The organism is Prevotella dentalis DSM 3688 (assembly GCF_000242335.1).
GTDB classification, from domain to species: domain Bacteria; phylum Bacteroidota; class Bacteroidia; order Bacteroidales; family Bacteroidaceae; genus Prevotella; species Prevotella seregens.
The window spans coordinates 240,629-261,102 of the sequence record NC_019968.1; the positions used below are offsets into that span (position 1 = coordinate 240,629).

At 59.2% G+C, this 20,474-nt stretch carries 14 protein-coding genes; 9 read left to right on the top strand and 5 right to left on the bottom strand.

Annotation, left to right across the window (positions count from 1 at the left end):
* The first annotated feature begins 18 nt into the window (after positions 1-18).
* Positions 19-2,127: a patatin-like phospholipase family protein gene (locus tag PREDE_RS08345; RefSeq protein WP_005846456.1), complete on the top strand. Its 2,109-nt coding sequence runs from the start codon at positions 19-21 to the stop codon at positions 2,125-2,127.
* Positions 2,128-2,138: 11 nt separating this feature from the next.
* Here PREDE_RS08345 and PREDE_RS08350 read toward each other — a convergent pair whose 3' ends face one another.
* Complete coding sequence (locus PREDE_RS08350; RefSeq protein ID WP_005846458.1) at positions 2,139-2,828, bottom strand: GIN domain-containing protein; 690 nt, start codon at positions 2,826-2,828, stop codon at positions 2,139-2,141.
* 181 nt (positions 2,829-3,009) lie between these two features.
* On the opposite strand from PREDE_RS08350, the gene PREDE_RS08355 reads away from it, so the two are divergent.
* Positions 3,010-7,428: an acyl-CoA dehydratase activase-related protein gene (locus PREDE_RS08355; protein WP_005846462.1), complete on the top strand. Its 4,419-nt coding sequence runs from the start codon at positions 3,010-3,012 to the stop codon at positions 7,426-7,428.
* Between the two features lie 96 nt (positions 7,429-7,524).
* Here the strand turns inward: PREDE_RS08355 and PREDE_RS08360 are convergent, their stop codons facing one another.
* The 4 genes from PREDE_RS08360 to PREDE_RS08375 all read right to left on the bottom strand — a co-directional run bounded on the left by PREDE_RS08360 (position 7,525) and on the right by PREDE_RS08375 (position 11,341).
* Positions 7,525-8,013, bottom strand: coding sequence for a Dps family protein (locus PREDE_RS08360; protein WP_005846464.1), 489 nt, complete (start codon positions 8,011-8,013; stop codon positions 7,525-7,527).
* A gap of 170 nt (positions 8,014-8,183) precedes the next feature.
* Positions 8,184-9,743: an alkyl hydroperoxide reductase subunit F gene (gene ahpF / locus PREDE_RS08365; RefSeq protein ID WP_005846466.1), complete on the bottom strand. Its 1,560-nt coding sequence runs from the start codon at positions 9,741-9,743 to the stop codon at positions 8,184-8,186.
* A 195-nt stretch (positions 9,744-9,938) separates the two neighbouring features.
* A complete protein-coding gene (ahpC, locus tag PREDE_RS08370) occupies positions 9,939-10,505 on the bottom strand; it encodes an alkyl hydroperoxide reductase subunit C (RefSeq protein ID WP_005846468.1) in 567 nt (188 codons plus the stop codon).
* 131 nt (positions 10,506-10,636) lie between these two features.
* Positions 10,637-11,341: a superoxide dismutase gene (locus PREDE_RS08375; RefSeq protein WP_005846470.1), complete on the bottom strand. Its 705-nt coding sequence runs from the start codon at positions 11,339-11,341 to the stop codon at positions 10,637-10,639.
* A 294-nt stretch (positions 11,342-11,635) separates the two neighbouring features.
* On the opposite strand from PREDE_RS08375, the gene PREDE_RS08380 reads away from it, so the two are divergent.
* From PREDE_RS08380 to PREDE_RS08410, 7 genes are all read left to right on the top strand, one after another.
* On the top strand, positions 11,636-12,562 hold the full coding sequence (locus PREDE_RS08380; protein WP_005846474.1) for a hydrogen peroxide-inducible genes activator: 927 nt from the start codon (positions 11,636-11,638) through the stop codon (positions 12,560-12,562).
* 294 nt (positions 12,563-12,856) lie between these two features.
* Positions 12,857-13,750 carry a serine O-acetyltransferase gene (locus tag PREDE_RS08385; RefSeq protein ID WP_005846476.1) on the top strand — a complete coding sequence of 298 codons (894 nt, stop codon included), beginning with the start codon at positions 12,857-12,859 and terminating at the stop codon, positions 13,748-13,750.
* A gap of 57 nt (positions 13,751-13,807) precedes the next feature.
* Positions 13,808-15,415: a THUMP domain-containing class I SAM-dependent RNA methyltransferase gene (locus PREDE_RS08390; RefSeq protein ID WP_015310379.1), complete on the top strand. Its 1,608-nt coding sequence runs from the start codon at positions 13,808-13,810 to the stop codon at positions 15,413-15,415.
* Positions 15,405-17,621 carry a S9 family peptidase gene (locus PREDE_RS08395; RefSeq protein WP_005846480.1) on the top strand — a complete coding sequence of 739 codons (2,217 nt, stop codon included), beginning with the start codon at positions 15,405-15,407 and terminating at the stop codon, positions 17,619-17,621. Before PREDE_RS08390 ends, PREDE_RS08395 begins: the two co-directional genes overlap by 11 nt.
* Positions 17,622-17,743: 122 nt before the next feature.
* Positions 17,744-19,012 (top strand): phosphoribosylamine--glycine ligase, encoded by a 1,269-nt coding sequence (purD, locus tag PREDE_RS08400; RefSeq protein WP_005846481.1) that lies wholly within the window; start codon positions 17,744-17,746, stop codon positions 19,010-19,012.
* A gap of 11 nt (positions 19,013-19,023) precedes the next feature.
* Positions 19,024-19,965: a hypothetical protein gene (locus tag PREDE_RS08405; protein WP_005846482.1), complete on the top strand. Its 942-nt coding sequence runs from the start codon at positions 19,024-19,026 to the stop codon at positions 19,963-19,965.
* Positions 19,938-20,393 carry a YqaA family protein gene (locus PREDE_RS08410; protein ID WP_005846483.1) on the top strand — a complete coding sequence of 152 codons (456 nt, stop codon included), beginning with the start codon at positions 19,938-19,940 and terminating at the stop codon, positions 20,391-20,393. Before PREDE_RS08405 ends, PREDE_RS08410 begins: the two co-directional genes overlap by 28 nt.
* Positions 20,394-20,474: the final 81 nt, after the last annotated feature.

Here is a 20,474-nt window from a genome sequence, read left to right on the forward strand (position 1 = left end):
TCATGAAAAGTCTTATCTTTGCACCATGTTTCACTTGTAGCCGACGGCTATCCCTATGCTTTGCCCATGAACAAGTCTGCCTGTACTCTTCTCTTGCTGTTCGGATTCCTGCTTCATCTGGATTTTTTGATGGCCCAGCCGCCCGCAGACTCCGCTTTTGCACCCCGCAAGCGGGTGGCCGTGGTACTTTCGGGCGGCGGTGCCAAGGGCGTGGCCCATATCGGTGTGCTCAAGGTGATTGAGCGGGCCGGCATTCCTGTAGACGTGGTGACCGGCACCTCAATGGGCAGTATCGTGGGCGGGCTCTACAGTTGTGGCTGGAACGCAGCGGCCCTCGACTCCGTGGTGCGGCGGCAGAACTGGGCGTTCCTGCTCAGCGACCGCAGTGTTTACTACGACCAGGACCTGTCAAACCGCAAGAAACAAAACACCTACTTGTTCTCCAAAACCTTTATCCGCGGACAGAAAGTGCAGGCAGCTTCGGGCGGCATCATCGAGGGGCGCAACCTGTCCCGACTTTTCAATCGGCTGACGGCGGGCTACAACGACTCTCTGAGCTTCGACTCCTTGCCCATTCCTTTTGCCTGTGTAGCCACCAACATCGTGGATTATGCCGAGGTTGACTTCCACCACGGCCGGCTGCCCGTAGCCATGCGGGCGAGCATGGCCATCCCGGCAGCCTTCTCACCGGTGCGAATGGGCGACATGGTGCTTGTCGACGGTGGTCTGCGCAACAACTATCCGGCCGACATCGCCCGCAGGATGGGGGCCGACTTTATCATTGGTTCCACCGTGCAGGGGGCTCCCCGTACTGCCGACGACCTGACCAACGGCGCCTCTGTGATTGGCCAGATTATCGATGTCAACTGTAAAAACAAGTACGATGACAATCTGGCCATCACCGATATTCCCATCCGTGTGAACACCACGGGCTACAGCGTGGCCAGCTTCACCTCCGCCGCCATCGACACGCTCATACGCCGGGGCGAAGCCGAGGCGATGCACCACTGGGACGAGCTCATGGCCCTGAAACAGCGGCTTGGGCTGCCGGCCGACTTCCGCCCCGTGCAGCGGTCGCCGCATCCCGAGGCTCTGTTGCCAGTGGTCTTTGCAGACAGTGCGGCGGCAATCCGTCCATCCCACGACAAGATACGGGGCAGCATTGGTGTGCGGTTCGACACGGAAGAGATGGTGGCTCTGCAGCTCAACGGTGCCTACACCGCCGCCGCACGTCCATTCAACGCCGAAACCACGCTCCGTCTGGGGCGCAACATCATGTGGGCCGTGCAGACGTCGCTCAAACCCGAGGGCTTTCTGGAGGTGGCCCTGCGCTACACTCTCAGGCACAACAGCCTCAACGTCTACGAAGGCGGCTCCAACGATTACAGCATCACCTACAATCAACACCAAGCCCGCCTGAGTTTGCTCAACATCAGCGTGCGCAATCTGGCCATGGACGTGTCGGCCCGGTGGGACTTCTACAACTATCACAAGATACTGGTTTCGAGCCGTTTGGGCACCGAGGGCTTCAAGATGCCCGATGCCCACTTCTTCAGCTATCATGCCAATCTGCACTATAACTCCGAGGACGACTGGAACTTTCCCACCCGCGGGGCCAAGTTTCAGACCGAGTATGCCTACGTCACGGACAACTTTGCACAGTACGACGGAGGCATCGGATTCAGCGAACTCAGTGCCTCGTGGCGCATGTCGTTCGGCCTCAGCCGCCACCTCACCCTCCAGCCCATGTTCTACGGGCGCATGCTCTTCGGCCGCGACATTCCTCACATACGGCGCAATCTGATTGGCGGACAGTGGTTCGGGCACTACATTGACCAGCAAATGCCCTTTGTCGGCGTGCACCATGTGGAGTTCGTCGACCGGCAGTTTGCAGCCCTCCAACTGAAACTTCAAGAGCAGCTCACAACCAACAACTTTGTGCTGTTTAAGGCTGTCTGGGGACAACAAGCCGACAAACCTCGCCGTCTGCTCGACCGCACGCCCCTGCTGGGCTGGCAGCTGGCCTACTGCTACCGCACTCTGCTGGGTCCCGTAGGGGCCTCGCTGGGCTACTCCAACAAGAGCCGCGGGGCCGATTTCTTCATCAATCTGGGGTTCGAATTCTGAACCGTCACTGTCTATGGCCGGCCCACTGTCAGCTTCTCGGTGTCTATGTCGCCCGTGCCCTGCACGGTCTTGACCAGCCGGCGCAGGGTGCCCGACAGCTCGATGTCTCCCGTGCCGCGCAGCGTGCAGCGTGCCGTACCACAGTTTCTGAAGTTTACATCGAGGTCGCCCACCCCTTGCAGCAGCAGGTCGGACTGCGTGGCCGTGAGCCTTTTGATGTCCATATCGCCCGTGCCGTACACCGTACCGCGGAACGCGTCGCACACCACGTGCCCAAACGTCACATCGCCCACTCCTTTCAGATACACGTCCAGCGTGTCGGTATCGACGGTGCCCGGTGCCTCGAAGTCGCCCGCACCCAGCAGACGCACCGACAGCAGGTCGGGCGAAGTGACGTAAACCACGGGCGCATGCCTCCACCGGCCAATCGACATCAGTTTGTCACGGTTGTCCATGTCGACAAACAACGTTTGCCCGACAAACGTGGTTCTCACGCTGTTCACCCGTTCGCGCCGGCCAACCACCCTGACAGCAAACGTGTCGCCCTGCTCATATTTCACGTCGCAGACCCCTCTGACCTCGATCCTATTGAAAGGCCGCACGCCGCGCACACTGGTCACCTGGGGCCCTTGCCGGCGCTGTTCGTAGTAACAGGAAGTCAGCAAGGCCGCACCCAATAATAGAAAAACAAGTTTCTTCATCCTTTTCTCATCGATTGATTTTCCGTTTTTTGGACGTGTTCTACGGGGCAAAGGTTGCACGAATACGGCAAAAACTTCGTCGAAAAAACCGAAAAACCTTTGTCGAGTTTACGTCTTTTTCGTAAATTTGCAGCCTAATTAATGGTGGGAATCCGCCGGGATTCCGTAACGGCAGAACAACATGGATAAAACATACAGGGTGGGACTGGATGTCGGTTCGACGACGGCCAAGATAGCAGTACTCGACCATGACGACCGCCTTGTCTACTCGCGTTACGAGCGTCACAACGCCAAGGTGAACGAACTCGTTCATAACTATCTGCACGAAATCCGGCAGCAGCTGGGCGATGTCCGCTTACGGCTCTGTGTCACAGGCTCTGTCGGCATGTCGGCCGCCGAACAGTTGGGGGCTGAATTTGTTCAGGAAGTAGTGGCCGCCACCGTCTTTGCCCGCCACCGACACCCCGAGGCCAAGGCCCTGATCGATATTGGCGGCGAAGACGCCAAGGTGGTTTTCTTCAACGGGCAAAGCATGGAGCTCCGCATGAACGGCAACTGTGCGGGTGGCACCGGAGCTTTTATCGACCAGATGTCAGTGCTCATGGGCTGCGACAATGCCCGTCTTGACGAGCTGGCCCGGCAGTCCACCCACCTCTATCCCATGGCTGCCCGCTGCGGTGTGTTTGCCAAAACCGACATTCAAAACCTCATGTCGCGCAACCTGCCCAAGAGCGACATTGCGGCCAGCATCTTCCACAGCATCGCCGTGCAGACCGTCACCACCCTGAGCCACGGCTGCGACTTCACGCCGCCCATCCTGCTTTGCGGTGGCCCCCTCACCTTTCTCCCGTCACTGCGCAAGGCTTTCGCCGACTATCTCGAACTGTCGACGACCGACTTTATCGTTGTCCACGAGGGCAATCTCATCCCTGCCATCGGCTGCGCCATCAGGGCGGGGCAGAGCGATTCTTTCCTTGAACTGAAACGGGATTGGGAACTGACACACAGACCCGAAGCCCATTCTCAAGAAGACAAGCGAAATCCCGAGCGACAACAAAGGTCCGATGTACAAGAGGAACTGGCCCCACTGTTCCGCAACGAGGCCGAGCACGACAGCTGGCTCCGCAGCAAAGAGTGTTACGCCACGCCCGTCTACCCCATGCGGCAAGGCATGGAGGAGGTGGTCGTCGGCATCGACTCCGGCTCCACCACCACCAAGCTCGTGGCCGTGCGGGCCCGCGGCGAGCAGCAGGGGCAGCTGGTGTTCAGCGACTACAGCATGAATCTGGGCAACCCCATCAAGGCCGTGGCCGAGGGGTTGCGCCGGTTGCAAACGGCCGCCGACGAGAATGGGACCGACCTCCGCATCGTGGGCTCGTGCTCCACAGGCTATGGCGAGGAACTCATCAAGACGGCCTTTGGCCTCGACAGCGGCATCATCGAGACCATGGCACACTATCGGGCCGCCGCCCGGCTCATGCCCGACGTGTCGTTTATCCTCGATATTGGCGGACAAGACATGAAAGCCATCTTTGTGGATGGCGGCGCCGTGGTGCGCATGGAACTCAACGAAGCCTGTTCGTCGGGCTGCGGCACGTTCATCCAGACCTTTGCCACCAACCTGGGTTATCGCGTGCAGGACTTTGCCGGACTGGCCTGCCGGGGCACCCATCCCTGCGACTTGGGCACGCGTTGCACGGTGTTCATGAACTCCAAAGTCAAGCAGGTGATGCGCGAAGGAGCCTCCGTGGCCGACATTGCCTCGGGACTTTCCTACTCCGTGGTGCGCAACTGCCTCTACAAAGTGCTCAAACTTCATGGCAACGACAACCTGGGCAACCGCATCGTGGTACAGGGCGGCACGATGAAAAACGACTCTGTGGTGCGGGCCTTTGAGCTGCTCACGGGAACCGAAGTGGCCCGCAGCAACATGCCCGAAATGATGGGAGCCTACGGCTGCGCCCTGCATGCCATCGAGCAATTGCACGCACTCGGCGCCGGCACAGGCCGCAGCATCGGCGAGCTGCTCGGCACGTCGGACTACGAAACCCGACTGCTCACCTGCAAGGGCTGCGAGAACCATTGCCTTGTCACCCGCTACAGCTTCAGCGGAAACCGCCATTTCCACTCGGGCAACAAGTGCGAACGCGTGTTCAGCAACCACGGGCGGGGCCGGGAAAGAGGCGAAAACATCTACACCTATAAGTACCACCTGCTCTTCGACCGGCCGGCAATCCCTGCCAACAGCTCCGCAAAGCTCCCAGCCACAACCGCCGGGCCACGCCGCTTGGTGGCCATACCCCGTGTGCTGAACATGTACGAGGACTATCCTTTCTGGCATGCCCTCTTCACGACGGCCGGCTTCGAGGTGATGCTGAGCAGCGAATCGGTGTTCAGTCGCTACGAAGCCGCGCTGGGCAGTGTCATGAGCGACAACATCTGCTTCCCGGCCAAGCTCGTCCATGCCCACGTCAAAGAGCTCGACGAGCGGCTCTCTGCGCCGGACATGCCGGCCGGGGCGTTCATCTTCATGCCCTACGTGGTCTACGAGCGGCAGGACGATGCCCGCAACACCAACAGCTACAACTGCCCCATTGTCTCGGCCTACTCGGACGTGATACGCAGTGCCATGACGCTGCACGCACGGCTGGACTCGCCCGTCATCAACTTCCGCGACGAGAAACTACTCGTCAGGCAGCTCACCGGCTACCTGCGCGGGCTGGGCATAGACCGCCAGACCATACGCCGGGCCTGTCGCCAAGCCGCCGCAGCCCAGGACGAATACACCCGCCTCGTCAGGCAGAAAGCCCTCGACCTGCTGGCCGCGAGCCGCCGTGAGGGCCGTCTTACCATTCTGCTGGCCGGCCGGCCCTACCACACCGACCCGCTCATTCAGCACAAGCTATCCGACATGATAGCCTCGTTGGGCGTGAACGTCATCTCCGAAGACGTGGTGCGCGGCGACCTCAGCGTGGGCACCGGCAACACCAGGATTGTGCGACAGTGGGCCTATATGAACCGAATCATCAAGGCCGGACAGTGGTGCGCCGAGCAGCCGGACGACCTGCACTTCGTGCAAATGACCTCTTTCGGCTGTGGTCCCGACTCGTTTATCCAGGACGAGATACGCAGCATCATGAAAGAACACGGCAAGCCCTACACCCTACTCAAGATAGACGACGTGAGCAACATCGGCAGTTTGAAGCTGCGGGTGCGCTCGCTGGTCGAGTCGCTGCGCCCCGCCGATGACAAGGCTCCTGCGTCAAGCTCCGCCGACGTCGGGGCCGACAAACCGGGCGAAACCGTTGCGAGGGGAACCAAGCACGCCCCAACCGAGGACGACGAGGAGAAGTTGCCGCCCATCACGCGCCACATTCTGGCCCCCTACTTCACCGAATACCTCACCCCACTACTGCCGCCGCTGTGCCGTCTCATCGGCTGGGACGTGGAAGTGCTGCCGCCAGGCGACGCCGAGAGTGCCGAGTACGGACTGAAATATGCCAACAACGAAGTGTGCTATCCGGCCACGCTCATCGTGGGCGACTTTGTGAAAGCCCTGCGTTCGGGCCGCTACAACCCCGACCAAGTGTCGGTGGTGATGACCCAAACGGGCGGCCAATGCCGGGCCACCAACTATGCCGCTCTCATCCGTCGGGCGCTCGATGCCAATGGCTTCGGGCAGGTGCCGCTCATCACATTGGGCGTTGCCACCAGTGCCGAAGACGAGGACAAGAATCAGGACGGCACGCTCAACGTGCCTTGGCTGCGGCTGGCACCCACCATCGTCACCACCTTTCTCTACGGCGATGCCATCTCCAAGATGTACCATGCCTCCGTGGTGCGGCTGCGTCCCGACGCCCTCCGCGTGACCGGTCCCTTTGCCAATGCAGCCGAGGCCCTCCGCGAAAAGTACCTGCGGCTGGCCGCCGAGCCCATCCTCAAGAACCGGCCCGGCCGGTTGATGGAGCTCATCGGCGAGGCCGCCGAGGCGTTCGACGCCATCACCGAAGACCGCGAAGTGCCGGCCGTGGGCATCGTAGGCGAGATATTTCTCAAGTTCAATCCCTTTGCCCATCAGTTCATTGCCGACAAGATTATCAGCCGGGGCATCGAGGTGGTGCCGGCCTTGCTCTCGCCTTTCTTCCTGCAAAACTTCGTCAATGTCATTGTCGAGAAGCACATGGGACTGCGTTGCTCCAACGTGCCCGACTTTGTAATACGCAGCATCTACAGCCTGATATGGCGGCGTGAGAAGCAGATCAACCGCGTGGCTTCCCGTTTCCGCTACTTCCGTCCCTTTACCAACATCTTCGAGGAAGCCAAGGACGTGGACGGCGTGGTGTCGCTGGCGGCCCAGTTTGGCGAGGGATGGCTGCTGCCCAGCGACATCATCAGCATGGTGCGGCAGGGCGTAACCAACGTGGCCAGCCTGCAGCCCTTTGGCTGCATAGCCAACCACGTGGTGTCGAAAGGCATCGAGAAGCGGCTCAAACGCCGCTTCCCCGAGCTCAATCTGGTGTCGCTCGACTTCGATTCGGGCGTTTCCTCGGTCAACGTCACCAACCGTCTGCTCCTCTTCCTCGACGGTCTGACCGGGTAAAGAAGCCGTACGACAACGAAAATCCCATGACCGTCGTCCGACGGCCATGGGATTTGTCGCTAAATAAAATATAATATACTGATGTTCTTGTGTCGCTTATTCAGGCTTCTTGCTAAGGAAAGCAACCAGCATCCAAACGGTCTTCTCCTGTGATTTCAGGTAATCGTCCATGAGGGCTGTGGTCACTTCATCGTTGGCTTCGCCCGCGAGTTCCACGAGTTTACGCTCCTGGGCGATGAGCAGGGCCAGCGTATCGAGCACTTTCACCATGCCCTCGCGGCCGCATTCAGGGTCGTTGCCCTCTTCTTTCACACGGGCCGTCTTCAGATACTCGCTGTAGCGGCTTTCGGGTGTGCCGCCCAACTGCAGGATGCGCTCGGCCACTTCGTCCACCTTGCCGGCCACGTCGTTGTAAAGCTCCTCGTATTTGGCGTGGAGCGTAAAGAAGCCTTTGCCCTTCACATTCCAGTGGAAACCGCGGAGATTGGAGTAGAATACCTGCAGGTCGGCCAGCAATTGGCTCAGTCCGCTTACTACGTTGGCAACTTTTTTCTCGTCCAAAGCCAGATAATTCAATGTGTTCATAACTTGTTCCTTTCTTTTTTTGATGGTTACACTTCTTGTTTCTTTTCTGATGCAAAGATACTGCGAATCCGTGTTCCACGCAACAGAAAAAAACTATAACGCGATAGAACGGAGCTATCATCCGGCGCAGAAGTCCTTTGTACAAAGGGCCTGGACGATGCCGCCACGCGTCAAATCACACCTCTGATTCGGTCGTCGAAAGCCGAAAGGGCGGCTTTGGCGCCCTCGCCCATGGCGATAACGATCTGCTTGAAAGGCACGTTGGTGACGTCGCCGGCGGCATAAACACCGGGAACGGACGTGCGGCAGAAAGCGTCTACCTCTATCTCTTTGCGGGCGTTGAGCGGCAGATGGTCGCGGAAAGGGTCGCTGTTGGCAGCCAGACCAATCTGTACAAACACGCCGTCGACGGCTATCTCGCGCTCCTGGTCGGTGTTGCGGTCTTTCACACGCAGGGCTGTCACGTTTTCTCCGTTGCCCAGCACGCGCGTGGTCTGCGCCATGGTGAACGCCTCCACATTGGGCAGCGAGGCCAGCTTCTCCTGCAACACGGTGTCGGCGCGAAGCTCTTCGCCAAACTCCAGAAGCGTCACCTTAGAGCAGATGCCGGCCAAATCGATGGCCGCCTCCACGCCGGAGTTGCCTCCGCCCACCACGGCTACATGCCTGCCTTTGTAGAAAGGCCCGTCGCAATGCGGACAGAAATGCACGCCGTGGCCGATGTAACGGGCCTCGTCGTCCACGTTCAGCTTGCGCCAGTTGGCCCCCGTGGCGATGATGACGGCCGGCGAGAGGAACACCTCGCCCCCCTTCACGTGCACGCGCTTCCGGCTGCCGGCAAGGTCTACAGTGTCGATCTTACGGTTGTCGAACACTTCCACGGGATAATTGTAGAGGTGCTTGCGCAGGTCATCGGCCAGTTGCGCCCCGGTGGTCTTGGGCACGGAGATGAGATTTTCTATGCCCACGGTGTCTTTTACCTGGCCTCCGATGCGTCCGGCAACGAGTGCAACCCGCAGTCCCTTGCGGGCCGAATAGATGGCGGCCGACGTTCCGGCAGGGCCTCCGCCGAGCACAACCACGTCGAACTCGCGCTCCACCACCTCCCGGCTCTCGTCCAACTCGCTTCCAAACCGGTCTTCCAGCTTCTGCAAGAGCACGCCGAGGTCGCCCCGGCCGATGTGCAACTGCTCGCCGTTGGCGTAGACCGACGGCACGGCCTGGATGTTAAGGCGGCTCACTTCCTCCTCGAAGAGTGCCCCATCCACCATCTCACTGCTCATTCGCGGGTTGAGAATGGCCATGAGATTGAGGGCCTGCACCACGTCGGGGCAGTTGGTACAGGTGAGCGAAACGTAGGTTTGCAGCCGGATGTCGCCCTTGAGCGAGCGTATGCGCCGGCAAATGGCATCGTCGGGAAGATTCTTTCCCTTGCCGTCGGCATTGACAACGGCCATGATGAGCGAGGTGAACTCGTGGCCGTTGGGTATTCCGCGGAACTTCACGCCCGTCTCCTCGCCGTTCTTGAGCAGCTCAAACTCCAGACGGCCCGCCCGACTTCCGTCGAAAGAAGCCGACAGATGCTCGGAGGTCGAACAGAAATCGTTGACAAAATCCCTCATCTCTGCCGCATGCTCATGGGCCTCGTCGGCCGTCACACGCAGCTCAAAGCGATTTTCGAGCACGCCGAAAATGCCTCTCAACTGTTCTATAATGTTTGTGTCTAACACGCTGTTTCTCTTTTCTTCTCCCCTTGGCGGAGAGTGTTTGTACTGTTGTTTCAAGCTGGCCGACAGCCCTCTTGCGAGCGTTGCCGACGGCTTTCAGCCCTCCTTGCCCGTTTCTGGAGACAAAGACAGTCCTCCCCTACGGTAGAGGAAGACTGTCTGAAACTGATTCTCCAGGCATGGGAAAGCAAGCCGTCCTTAGATTTTTCCTACGAGATCGATGCTCGGCTTCAGCGTCTCTGCGCCTTTCTTCCACTTGGCGGGGCACACCTCGCCGTCGTGGCTGGCTACAAACTGGGCTGCCTCCACCTTGCGAACGAGCTCGTCGGCATTGCGGCCGATGCTGTTGTCCTGGATTTCGGCTACCTTGATTTTGCCCTCCGGGTCAACCAGGAACGTGCCGCGATAGGCCAGTCCCTCGTCTTCCTTGAACACTCCGAAGCCTTTGGCAAGCACGGCGAGGGGGTCGGCGAGCATGGTGTACTTGATTTTCTTGATGCTGTCGGAGGCATCATGCCAGGCCTTGTGCACAAAATGGGTGTCGCAGCTCACCGAGAACACCTCCACACCGGCGGCTTTCAGCTGGTCGTACTTCTCGGCGAGGTCCACCAATTCCGTGGGACAAACGAAGGTGAAGTCGGCGGGATAGAAGAAGAACAAGGCCCACTTGCCTTTGATGTCTTCGCTGGAAACGGTCTTGAACTCGCCGTTTTGGAAAGCGTTTACCTTAAACTCGGGTGCTTGTGCGTTGATAATTGATTCCATAAATTTTTGAGATTTTAAGCCTCCCTCCCGGCTCTTCGGCAAAGAAGATGGCCGCGAGGCCGCGGGGGAAGCGGGTTTATTGTTTATATTTTAATGATGATTCCAAAAGGGGTGTTTCCGGCAACGGGCTTTTATTTCAGTCTGCCCTCGACCACTTCCCAGTTGATAATGTCCCACACGGCGGCGATATGGTCGGCGCGTCGGTTCTGATAATCCAGATAATAGGCATGCTCCCACACGTCGATGCCCATGAGCGGGTTGAGCCCGCTGCGCAGCGGATTGCCGCCGTTGGCCTCTTTGGTGATGACGAGCTTGCCGTCCTTGTCCTGCGACAACCAGGCCCAGCCCGAGCCGAAGAGCGACGTGGCGGCCTGTCCAAACTGCTTCTTGAACTCCTCAAACGAGCCAAACGCGGCGTTGATGGCCTCGGCCATGCGACCTTTGGGGGCGTTGTCTTTCACCGGAGCCATGAACTGCAGGAAGTAGAGCGTGTGGTTGAGGCTCTGCCCGGCGTTGTTGTACATCGGTCCCTCGGGCACGGTCTTCACCAGTTCCTCGATATTCCGGCCCTCAAACTCCGTGCCCTCCACCAGATTGTTGATGGTATTCACGTAGTTTTGCAGGTGCTTTCCGTAGTGGAAACTGATGGTCTGCTCGCTGATAACGGGCTCCAGGGCATTGGCTGCATAGGGGAGCTGCGGCATTTGTATCTTCATTTGCTTGTTGTTTTTGTTGTTTATGACTTGGTTTCTTTCACTTTTCACCAGTCGGAAGCTCACTTCCGGCTCGAGTGCCTGCTGCAAGCAGGGCGTGGGGGGCATTTCCATTGCTATCATTTTCGCTTCTTTTTATGGATTGACGATTGCTCTCTTGTTTTATTTTCCGATGCAAAGTTAATCATGCTTCCCGTTGCTTCAAACAGATATTATCTATCCCCGCATTGAAGAAATCTATCCATGCCGCGCAATCCCACTGTTTACGGGCCTCACCATTTATGATGATTTGTCGCGGAAAAGGGAAAAATATAGCCGCCATCGGATGGCGAATGTGGGAAAAAGGCTATCTTTGCATGTCATCATGGCCCAACGGGCAGTCTGCCAACTGCCCATGCAACACAAAATGAAACGATTATGACACTCCAACAAATTGAATACGTGATGGCCGTCTACCGGCACAAACATTTTGTCAAGGCGGCCGAGGCGTGCAACGTGACGCAGCCCACGCTGAGTTCGATGATTCAGAAACTGGAAGACGAACTGGGCGTGAAGCTCTTCGACCGCAAGCGGCAGCCCGTCGTGCCCACGCCCATCGGCCGCATGGTGATAGAGCAGGGATGGAAGGTGCTGGTGCGCGCACGCCGGCTGAAAGAGCTCGTCGAGGAGGAGAAACACTCGCTGCTGGGCACGTTCCACATAGGCATCCTGCCCACCATAGCCCCTTACCTGATTCCCAGATTCTTCCCACAGCTGATGAAGAAATACCCGGAGATGGACATACGCATCATGGAAATGAAGACCGAGGACATCAAGCGGGCCCTGCGCCACGGCGACATCGACGTGGGCATCGTGGCCCAGCTCGACGACATGGACGACTTCGAGAGCCTGCATTTGTTCTACGAACAGTTCTTCGGCTACGTTTCCCAGGGCGACAACCTCTATAATAATAAGGTGATCAAGACCACCGACCTGAAAGGGGAATACCTCTGGATGCTCGACGAGGGCCACTGTTTCAGAGACCAGCTCGTGAAGTTCTGCCAGCTCAAAGGGGCCAGCCAGAGCCAGAGGGCCTACTCGCTGGGCAGCATCGAGACCTTCATGCGCATGGTGGAGAGCGGCAAGGGCATGACGTTCATCCCCGAACTGGCGATACTGCAACTCACGGAGAAGCAGAAAAGCCTCGTCCGTCCGTTCGCCATCCCCATCCCCACGCGCGACATTGTGATGCTGACCGCCAAGAACTTCATCCGTACCACCCTGCGCCAAATGCTGGTGGAGGAGATACAAGCCGCCGTGCCCAAGGACATGCTCGCGCTGAAACAGATGCAGCAGAGGGTGTAGCCGAAAGCACCGCAAACGGGCCCGCGCACGGCAACGGCCGGCCACAGGCCCTGCGATTGCGCCGTAACGGCCGCGCGACAACGCCGTAAACGCGATGCGAATGCACCGCAAACGCCACGCGATGACGGCGCAAACGCAGGGCCGCCAGGCCGCAACGGCAAAACGCCCGCAGGGCCCCGGCCGCCGCCGAAAGCCAGTGGGCCTGCATGAAAAGCCGAAAAAAAATTGAGGGCAATCTGTTCACGTTTCCGCATTATTTAGTACCTTTGCCATTGAAAAGACTGATACACAGAGATGAGCGCCCACAACACGACCCTCATGCTGACCGAAACCGTGGCAAGGCTCTCCGAGCCGGCATCGTTGAAAGGACTGTTTCACCAGCATTGTGACGGATACCCCCTCCCTTCAGGCAAGGTGCTTGAAGAGATTGTCGACTTGGCACGCGCCATCCTTTTCCCTGGTTATTTTGGGAAATCGCAAGTCAACATCAACACGATTAGATACCAGATCGGTGTCAATGTCGAGCGGCTGCACAAGCTGCTGGCCGACCAGATTCTGGCCGGACTGAGCTTTTCGCTCGGCTCCGACGGCTGCAACTCGCTCGCGTGCCTGAAAGCACGCGCCGGCGAAATGGCGGCACAGCTCATCGAGCGGCTGCCCCACGTGCGCCACACGCTGGGCACCGATGTGACGGCGGCCTACAACGGCGACCCCGCTGCTACGGGCTACGGCGAGATCATCTCCTGCTACCCCGTCATCAAAACCCTCACCAACTACCGGCTGGCCCACGAGTTGCTGCTGCTCGGCGTGCCGCTCATCCCGCGCATGATGACCGAAATGGCCCACTCCGAGACCGGCATCGACATTCATCCCGGGGCCTCCATCGGTAAGTATTTCACCATCGACCACGGCACGGGCGTGGTCATCGGCGAGACCTGCATCATCGGCAACAACGTGAAACTCTACCAAGGAGTCACGCTGGGAGCCAAGAGTTTTCCCCTCGACGACGCCGGCAACCCCATCAAAGGAATACCCCGCCACCCCATTATCGAGGACGATGTGGTGGTCTATGCCAACGCCACCGTGCTGGGACGAATCACCATCGGCAGGGGCTGCGTGGTGGGAGCCAACACCTGGGTCATGGACGACATGGCCCCGCAGACCCACGTTTACAACAAGGCCAGGTAGAGACCGCCGCCGTTGGAGACGAAGACCAAGGAACCACAATATCACAATTCAAACAAAATGGAATTTGAACTCATAGCCAAGACTTTCATGGGCTTGGAGCCAGTCTTGGCCCAAGAGCTCACCCAGTTGGGCGCAAACAACGTACAAATCGGCAGACGCATGGTATCATTCACCGGCGACAAGGAAATGATGTACCGTGCCAACTTCCAGCTGCACACAGCCATCCGCATCCTGAAACCCATCCGCCACTTCAAGGCCCGCTCGGCCGAAGAGGTGTACGACGAGGTGCAGAAGATAGATTGGAGCGAATATATACTCAAGGGCAAGACCTTTTCGGTGGACTCCGTGGTGTATTCCGAGGAGTTCCGCAACTCGCGTTTCGTGACCTACAAGGTGAAAGACGCCATCGTCGACCAGTTCCGCGAGAAGACCGGCGACCGTCCCAACATCTCGGTGAGCAATCCCGACCTGCGGTTGCACATCCATATTGCCGACGACGACGCCACGCTGAGCCTCGATTCAAGCGGCGAAAGCCTGCACCGCCGCGGCTACCGCCAAGAGAGTGTCGAGGCCCCGCTCAACGAAGTGCTGGCTGCCGGCATGATTCTCATGACGGGATGGAAGGGCGACTGCGACCTCATCGACCCCATGTGCGGCTCGGGCACGCTGGCCGTGGAGGCCGCACTCATTGCCCGCAATATCTCGCCGGGCGTGTTCCGCAAGGAATTTGCCTTTGAGAAATGGGTGGACTTTGACCAGAATCTCTTCGATTCCATCTACAACGACGACTCGCAAGAGCGTGAGTTCGAGCACCACATCTATGGCTACGACGTGGACATGAAGGCCGTAAATACGGCTCGTCTCAACGTGAGGGCCGCCGGCCTGTCCAAGGAGGTAACCATCGAACAGCAGGACTTCAAGGACTTCACCAAGCCCACCGAGAAGAGCATCATCGTGATGAACCCGCCTTACGGCGAGCGCATCTCCACGCCCAACCTGCTCGGCACCTACAAAATGATAGGCGAACGGCTGAAGCATGAGTTCGGCGGCAACGAGGCCTGGATACTGAGCTACCGCGAGGAATGCTTTGAACAGATAGGTCTGAAGCCCAGCATCAAGATTCCGGTGTTCAACGGCAGCCTGGAGTGCGAGTTCCGCAAATACGCGCTCTTCGACGGCAAGATGCGCGAATTCCGCCACGAAGGCGGCGTGGTGAAGACCGAAGAAGAGAAGCGCGAGATGGCGCAGAAGCACCGTTTCAAGAAGAACCGCGAGTTCAAGATGCGCCTGGAATCCAACGAATCCAACGAGGAGGGCGACATCCGCTCGTTCACTTTCCACTCGTTGAGCCACGACGACGCCGTGTTTGCCCGCCGCGAGCGCGAAGACCGCCGCGCCAGCTTCAAGGGACGCGAGGGCTTCAAGGGGGAGCGCGAGGGCTTCAGGGGCGGCCGGGACGGCTTCAAGGGCCGTGACGACTTCGGGGGCAGCCGCCGCGACGGAGGCTTCGGAGGCAGCCGCGGCGGCTTCAAGGGTCGGGACGACTTCAAGAACCGCCGCCGCGACGACGACTTCAAGGGCCGCGGCGGCAAGGGCTTCAAGGGAGGCGACCGCCACGGCGGCAGCAAATTTGGACGCGACAGACGCTTTGAAGATGAAGACTAACAGTTGGATGGTCAAGGCATTGATGGTCATGACGAGCATCATCGGGCCGGTAGCCCCCGCCGCCGCACAGGCCGGCGGCAAGCAGTTCACGCTGGAAGACTTGAACTTCGGCGGCACGAACTACCACAACATGACGCCCCGCAACCGCTGGACCACGTGGTGGGGCGACGAGCTGGTGCGGCTGGACGTGGAGCAGTGCTGCCTCGTGGACAAGAAGACGGGCCGGGAACGCACGCTCTTCACCCTCGACCAGATGAACAAATGGATGGGCACCGACGGCGAGAACCGGCTGCATGCCCTCTACCATGCCTCGTTCCCCTACCCCGGCAAGCCGCTCGTGATGGTGGAGGCCGGGGCGCAACGGGTGCTGGTGGACTTCAGAAAGCATGCCGTGGTGTTCAGTCAGAGCACGGCCGGTGCCGGGAACAGCGACTGGAACGCCGCCTCGCGCTTCATGGCCTACACCGAAGAGGGTGGCCATAATCTCTTTGTGCGCACAGCGACAACGGCCGGCGGCAACGGCGACCGGCAGCTCTCGACCGATGGTTCGCGCGACGTGCTCTACGGCACGAGCGTGCACCGCGACGAGTTTGGCTACGAGAAAGGCACTTTCTGGAGCCCCGACGGCAAGAAGCTGATGTTCACACGCATGGACCAGAGCATGGTGACCGACTATCCGCTGACCGACATTCCCGAGGTGGACTGGAAGCCCGCGCCCGGCCAGAGCCGCATCGCCACCCCCGCCCCCACCAAGTATCCCATGGCCGGCGAGCCGATGCACAAGGTGACCATCGGCGTGTACGACACCGCGACGGGACGCACAGCATACCTGCAAGGCGGCGACCCCACCGACCGTTACTTCACCAATCCCGCCTGGAGCCCCGACTCGAAGACGGTGTTTCTCTTCGAGCTGAACCGCGACCAGAACGACTGCCGGCTGGTGAGCTACGAGGCTGCCACGGGCAAACGGCTGGCCGAGCTCTGGTGCGAGACCGACGATAAGTATGTGGAGCCCCTGCACCCCATCCGGTTCCTGCCCTGGGACAGCAGTCTGTTTGTGCTGCAAAGCCAGCGCGACGGCTACAACCATCTCTACCTGTACCGCCGTGATGGCCGGCTCGTGAGCCAGCTCACCAGCGGCCCGTGGGTGGTGATGGAGGTGCTGGGATTCAACGAAAAGCAGCACGCGGTGGTCTATGCGTCCAACGAGTGCAGCCCCCTGCAGCGCAACACATGGATGGTCAATCTCAAGACGGGCCGCCGCACGCTGCTCGACAACGGCCGCGGATGGCACTCGGCCAGCCTGAGCGGCAGCGGCAGCTACCTTTGCGACAGCTACTCGGAACCCGACGTGCCACGCAATATAGACATCATCGACCTGGACTCGCACAAGTCCCGGCGATACTTCACGGCCGACGACCCCTGGCAGGGATACGCCGTTCCCGAATACAAGAGCGGAACCATCAAGGCGGCCGACGGGCAGACCGACCTGTATTACCGCATGGTGATGCCCGTGGGCTTCGACCCCACGAAGAAATATCCCACCATCGTCTACGTATATGGAGGCCCCCATGCCCACAACGTGGACGCCCGCTGGCACTGGGCCAGTCGGGGATGGGAGACCTACATGGCCCAGAAAGGCTACCTGCTCTTCATCCTCGACAACCGCGGAAGCGAGAACCGGGGCAAGGCTTTCGAGCAGGCCACGTTCCGCCATCTCGGCGACAACGAGGTGGCCGACCAGATGGAAGGGGTGAAGTTTCTGAAGTCGCTGCCCTACGTGGACGCCGACCGCATGGGCGTGCACGGCTGGAGTTTCGGCGGCTTCATGACCATCAACCTGATGACTACCCACCCCGACGTGTTCAAAGTGGGCGTGGCCGGCGGCCCGGTCATCGACTGGAAGTGGTACGAAGTGATGTACGGCGAGCGTTATATGGACACGCCGCAGACCAACCCCGAGGGCTACGCGGCCAGCAGTCTGCTGCCCAAGGCCAAGGAACTGAAAGGCCGACTGCAGGTCATCATCGGGCTGAACGACCCCGTGGTGGTGCCGCAGCATGCGTTCAGCTTCCTCAAAGCCTGCATCGGGGCCGGCACGCAGCCCGACTTCTTCGTCTATCCCGGCGAGCCCCACAACATGCGCGGACACCAGTCCACCCATCTGCACGAGCGCATCAGCCGGTATTTCGACGACAACCTGTAGCATTGAACATTGAACTTGAGACTCGTGCGACGGGTTGATTCCGGCACGGGAGGGCAAAGCTCAAAACTCAATGTTCAAGGTTCAAAGTAGAAAGTTCAAAGGAATAAAAGTTCAAAGACAATATGAGGATACTGCTTTTAGGAAGTGGCGGTCGGGAGCACGCACTGGCGTGGAAGATTGCCCAAAGTGAGAAATGCGAACAGCTGTACATCGCTCCGGGCAATGCCGGGACACAAGTTGCCGGCGAGAATGTGGCCATCGGCGTGAACGACTTCGAGCGTCTCAAGGACTTCACCCTGAGCCACCACGTGGACATGGTGGTCGTGGGCCCTGAAGACCCGTTGGTCAACGGCATTTACGATGCCTTCAGAGACGATGCACGGACGGCCGCCATCCCCGTCATCGGTCCGTCCAAAGCCGGTGCCATGCTCGAGGGAAGCAAGGATTTTGCCAAGGCTTTCATGAAACGCCACCACATCCCTACGGCTGCCTACGAGACGTTCGACGGCACCACCGTAGAGCAGGGCGTCAAGTTTCTGGAGACGCTCAAGGCTCCTTACGTGCTCAAGGCCGACGGACTGGCAGCCGGCAAGGGGGTGCTCATCGTGCCGACACTCGACGAAGCCAAGCGGGAGCTGCGCGAAATGCTCGGCGGCAGGTTTGGCAACGCGTCGGCCAAGGTGGTCATCGAGGAGTTCCTCTCGGGCATCGAGTGCTCGGTGTTTGTGCTGACCGACGGCCGTCACTATCAGATTCTGCCCGAGGCCAAGGACTACAAGCGCATCGGCGAACACGACACGGGACCGAACACGGGCGGCATGGGCAGCGTGAGCCCCGTGCCCTTTGCCACCCCCGAGTGGATGCAAAAGGTGGAAGACCGCATCATCCGGCCGACGGTGGACGGACTGGCAGCAGAAGGCATCAACTACAAAGGGTTTATTTTCTTTGGCCTGATTAATGTCGGGGGCGAGCCCATGGTCATCGAGTACAACTGCCGCATGGGAGACCCGGAGACCGAAAGCGTGATGCTCCGCCTGAAAAGCGACATCGTGGACCTGTTCGAGGGCGTGGCCGAAGGCCGTCTGGACACCCGCAAGGTGGAGTTCGACCCGCGTGCAGCCGTCTGCGTGATGCTGGTGAGCGGCGGTTATCCCGGGGCCTATAAGAAAGGTTATCCCATCAGCGGCATAGACCAAGTGGAGGGAAGCATCGTCTTCCATGCCGGCACAGCTCTGAAAAACGGGCAGGTGGTGACCCATGGCGGGCGTGTCATTGCAGTCTCGTCCTATGGACACGACAAGGAGGAGGCACTGCGCAAGAGCTTCTCCGAGGCCCAGAAAATTCAGTTCACCGACAAATATTTCAGAAGAGACATCGGTCAAGACTTGTAGACCGACCCCGCATGAACAAAAGAATACAGAACAGGATAGCACAATCACGCAGGACGCTTCCCGCCACGGCAGGCTATGCCGTGGCGGTCTGTCTGGCGGCAGGGCTTCTCACACGCCAGCTGTGGGTGCAGGTGTTGCTGCTGGTTGTCTCCGCCCTGATGATGGTGGAACTCAACAATGCCAACAGCCTCATCCGTATCTACAGCCGCACGGTGTCGTGTTCTTTTCTCGTGCTGACCACAACGGCGGCTTTCCTCCTGCCCTCCATGGGGGTGGGTGTGACGCAGCTTTCGTACATCGTCTTCTTCATTTTTCTGTTCCGGGCTTACCAGAATCAAACGGCCTCGGGGCAGGTGTTTTATGCCTTTATAGCCATCGGCGTGGCCAGCATGGCGTTTGTCCAGATTCTGTTTTTTGTCCCGGTGCTGTGGGTGTTGCTGGCCACCAATGTGCTGGCATTCAGTGGCCGCACCTTCTTTGCCTCCATTCTGGGACTGCTGACTCCCTATTGGTTTGTGGCGGCCTACAGGTTCTACACGGGCTGTCTCCAGGCTCTGGGCGACCATTTCGTCGGCTTGTTGCAGCTGGGCATGCCGCTCGACCTCTCCATACTCGACGAACACCGGCTGGTGACAGCCATATTCGTGCTTGTGCTGGCCCTTGTTGGCGGGGGACATTTCCTGCTCTACAGCTATCAAGACAAGATTCGCACGCGCATGATTTACGAGCTGTTCATCACGCTTACTGCATGCAGTTTCATCTTCATGATACTGCAACCGCAGCACTTCGACCCGCTCTTGGGCATGGCGATTGTCACCACCGCGCCTCTCATCGGGCACTATCTGGCCCTTGCCCACTCGCGTCTTTCCAACATCTGCTTCCTCGTCATCGTGACGCTGGCCGTGCTCATCACCGCCTATAATCTATGGATGCCATCACCGATCTTCTCATAAACTATGGCTACTGGGGCATGCTGCTGGCGGCCTTTTTCGCCGGCAGCTTTCTCCCATTCAGCAGTGAAGCCGTCATGTTGGGGCTGTTGGCCGCCGGCCTGGATGCCACGATGTTGGTGGTCTATGGCACGATAGGCAATGTGTTGGGCTCCCTGCTGAACTACGGCGTCGGCCGAATGGGCAAACTTGAGTGGATAGGACGCTACCTGCACGTCAGCCAGCAAAGCCTCGACCGGGCCTCGCGCTTCATGGCCGGGCACGGCGCATGGATGGGCTTCTTTGCTTTCCTGCCCATTCTGGGGTCGGCCATCACCATCACACTGGGGCTCATGCGGGCCAACTTGTTCATTTCGCTGGTGAGCATGACACTGGGCAAGATCTTCCGATACTACGTGCTCCTCTATGGTGCAAGCCTGTTCATGGGATAGTGTCTGCTGAACTTTTGGTTCCGCTTGTCTGCCATTCGCAATGATTCCCATGGACGATTGTGGGCACACGCGGGGGCTGCC

Bases quoted from the DNA above. Each gene is read 5' to 3' on its own strand.
- PREDE_RS08355 (WP_005846462.1), top strand. From the start codon at position 3,010: ATGGATAAAACATACAGGGTGGGACTGGATGTCGGTTCGACGACGGCC.
- PREDE_RS08375 (WP_005846470.1), bottom strand. From the start codon at position 11,341: ATGATAGCAATGGAAATGCCCCCCACGCCCTGCTTGCAGCAGGCACTC.
- PREDE_RS08390 (WP_015310379.1), top strand. From the start codon at position 13,808: ATGGAATTTGAACTCATAGCCAAGACTTTCATGGGCTTGGAGCCAGTC.
- PREDE_RS08410 (WP_005846483.1), top strand. From the start codon at position 19,938: ATGGATGCCATCACCGATCTTCTCATAAACTATGGCTACTGGGGCATG.
- PREDE_RS08405 (WP_005846482.1), top strand. From the start codon at position 19,024: ATGAACAAAAGAATACAGAACAGGATAGCACAATCACGCAGGACGCTT.
- ahpC (WP_005846468.1), bottom strand. From the start codon at position 10,505: ATGGAATCAATTATCAACGCACAAGCACCCGAGTTTAAGGTAAACGCT.
- PREDE_RS08350 (WP_005846458.1), bottom strand. From the start codon at position 2,828: ATGAAGAAACTTGTTTTTCTATTATTGGGTGCGGCCTTGCTGACTTCC.
- purD (WP_005846481.1), top strand. From the start codon at position 17,744: ATGAGGATACTGCTTTTAGGAAGTGGCGGTCGGGAGCACGCACTGGCG.
- PREDE_RS08385 (WP_005846476.1), top strand. From the start codon at position 12,857: ATGAGCGCCCACAACACGACCCTCATGCTGACCGAAACCGTGGCAAGG.
- PREDE_RS08360 (WP_005846464.1), bottom strand. From the start codon at position 8,013: ATGAACACATTGAATTATCTGGCTTTGGACGAGAAAAAAGTTGCCAAC.
- PREDE_RS08395 (WP_005846480.1), top strand. From the start codon at position 15,405: ATGAAGACTAACAGTTGGATGGTCAAGGCATTGATGGTCATGACGAGC.
- PREDE_RS08380 (WP_005846474.1), top strand. From the start codon at position 11,636: ATGACACTCCAACAAATTGAATACGTGATGGCCGTCTACCGGCACAAA.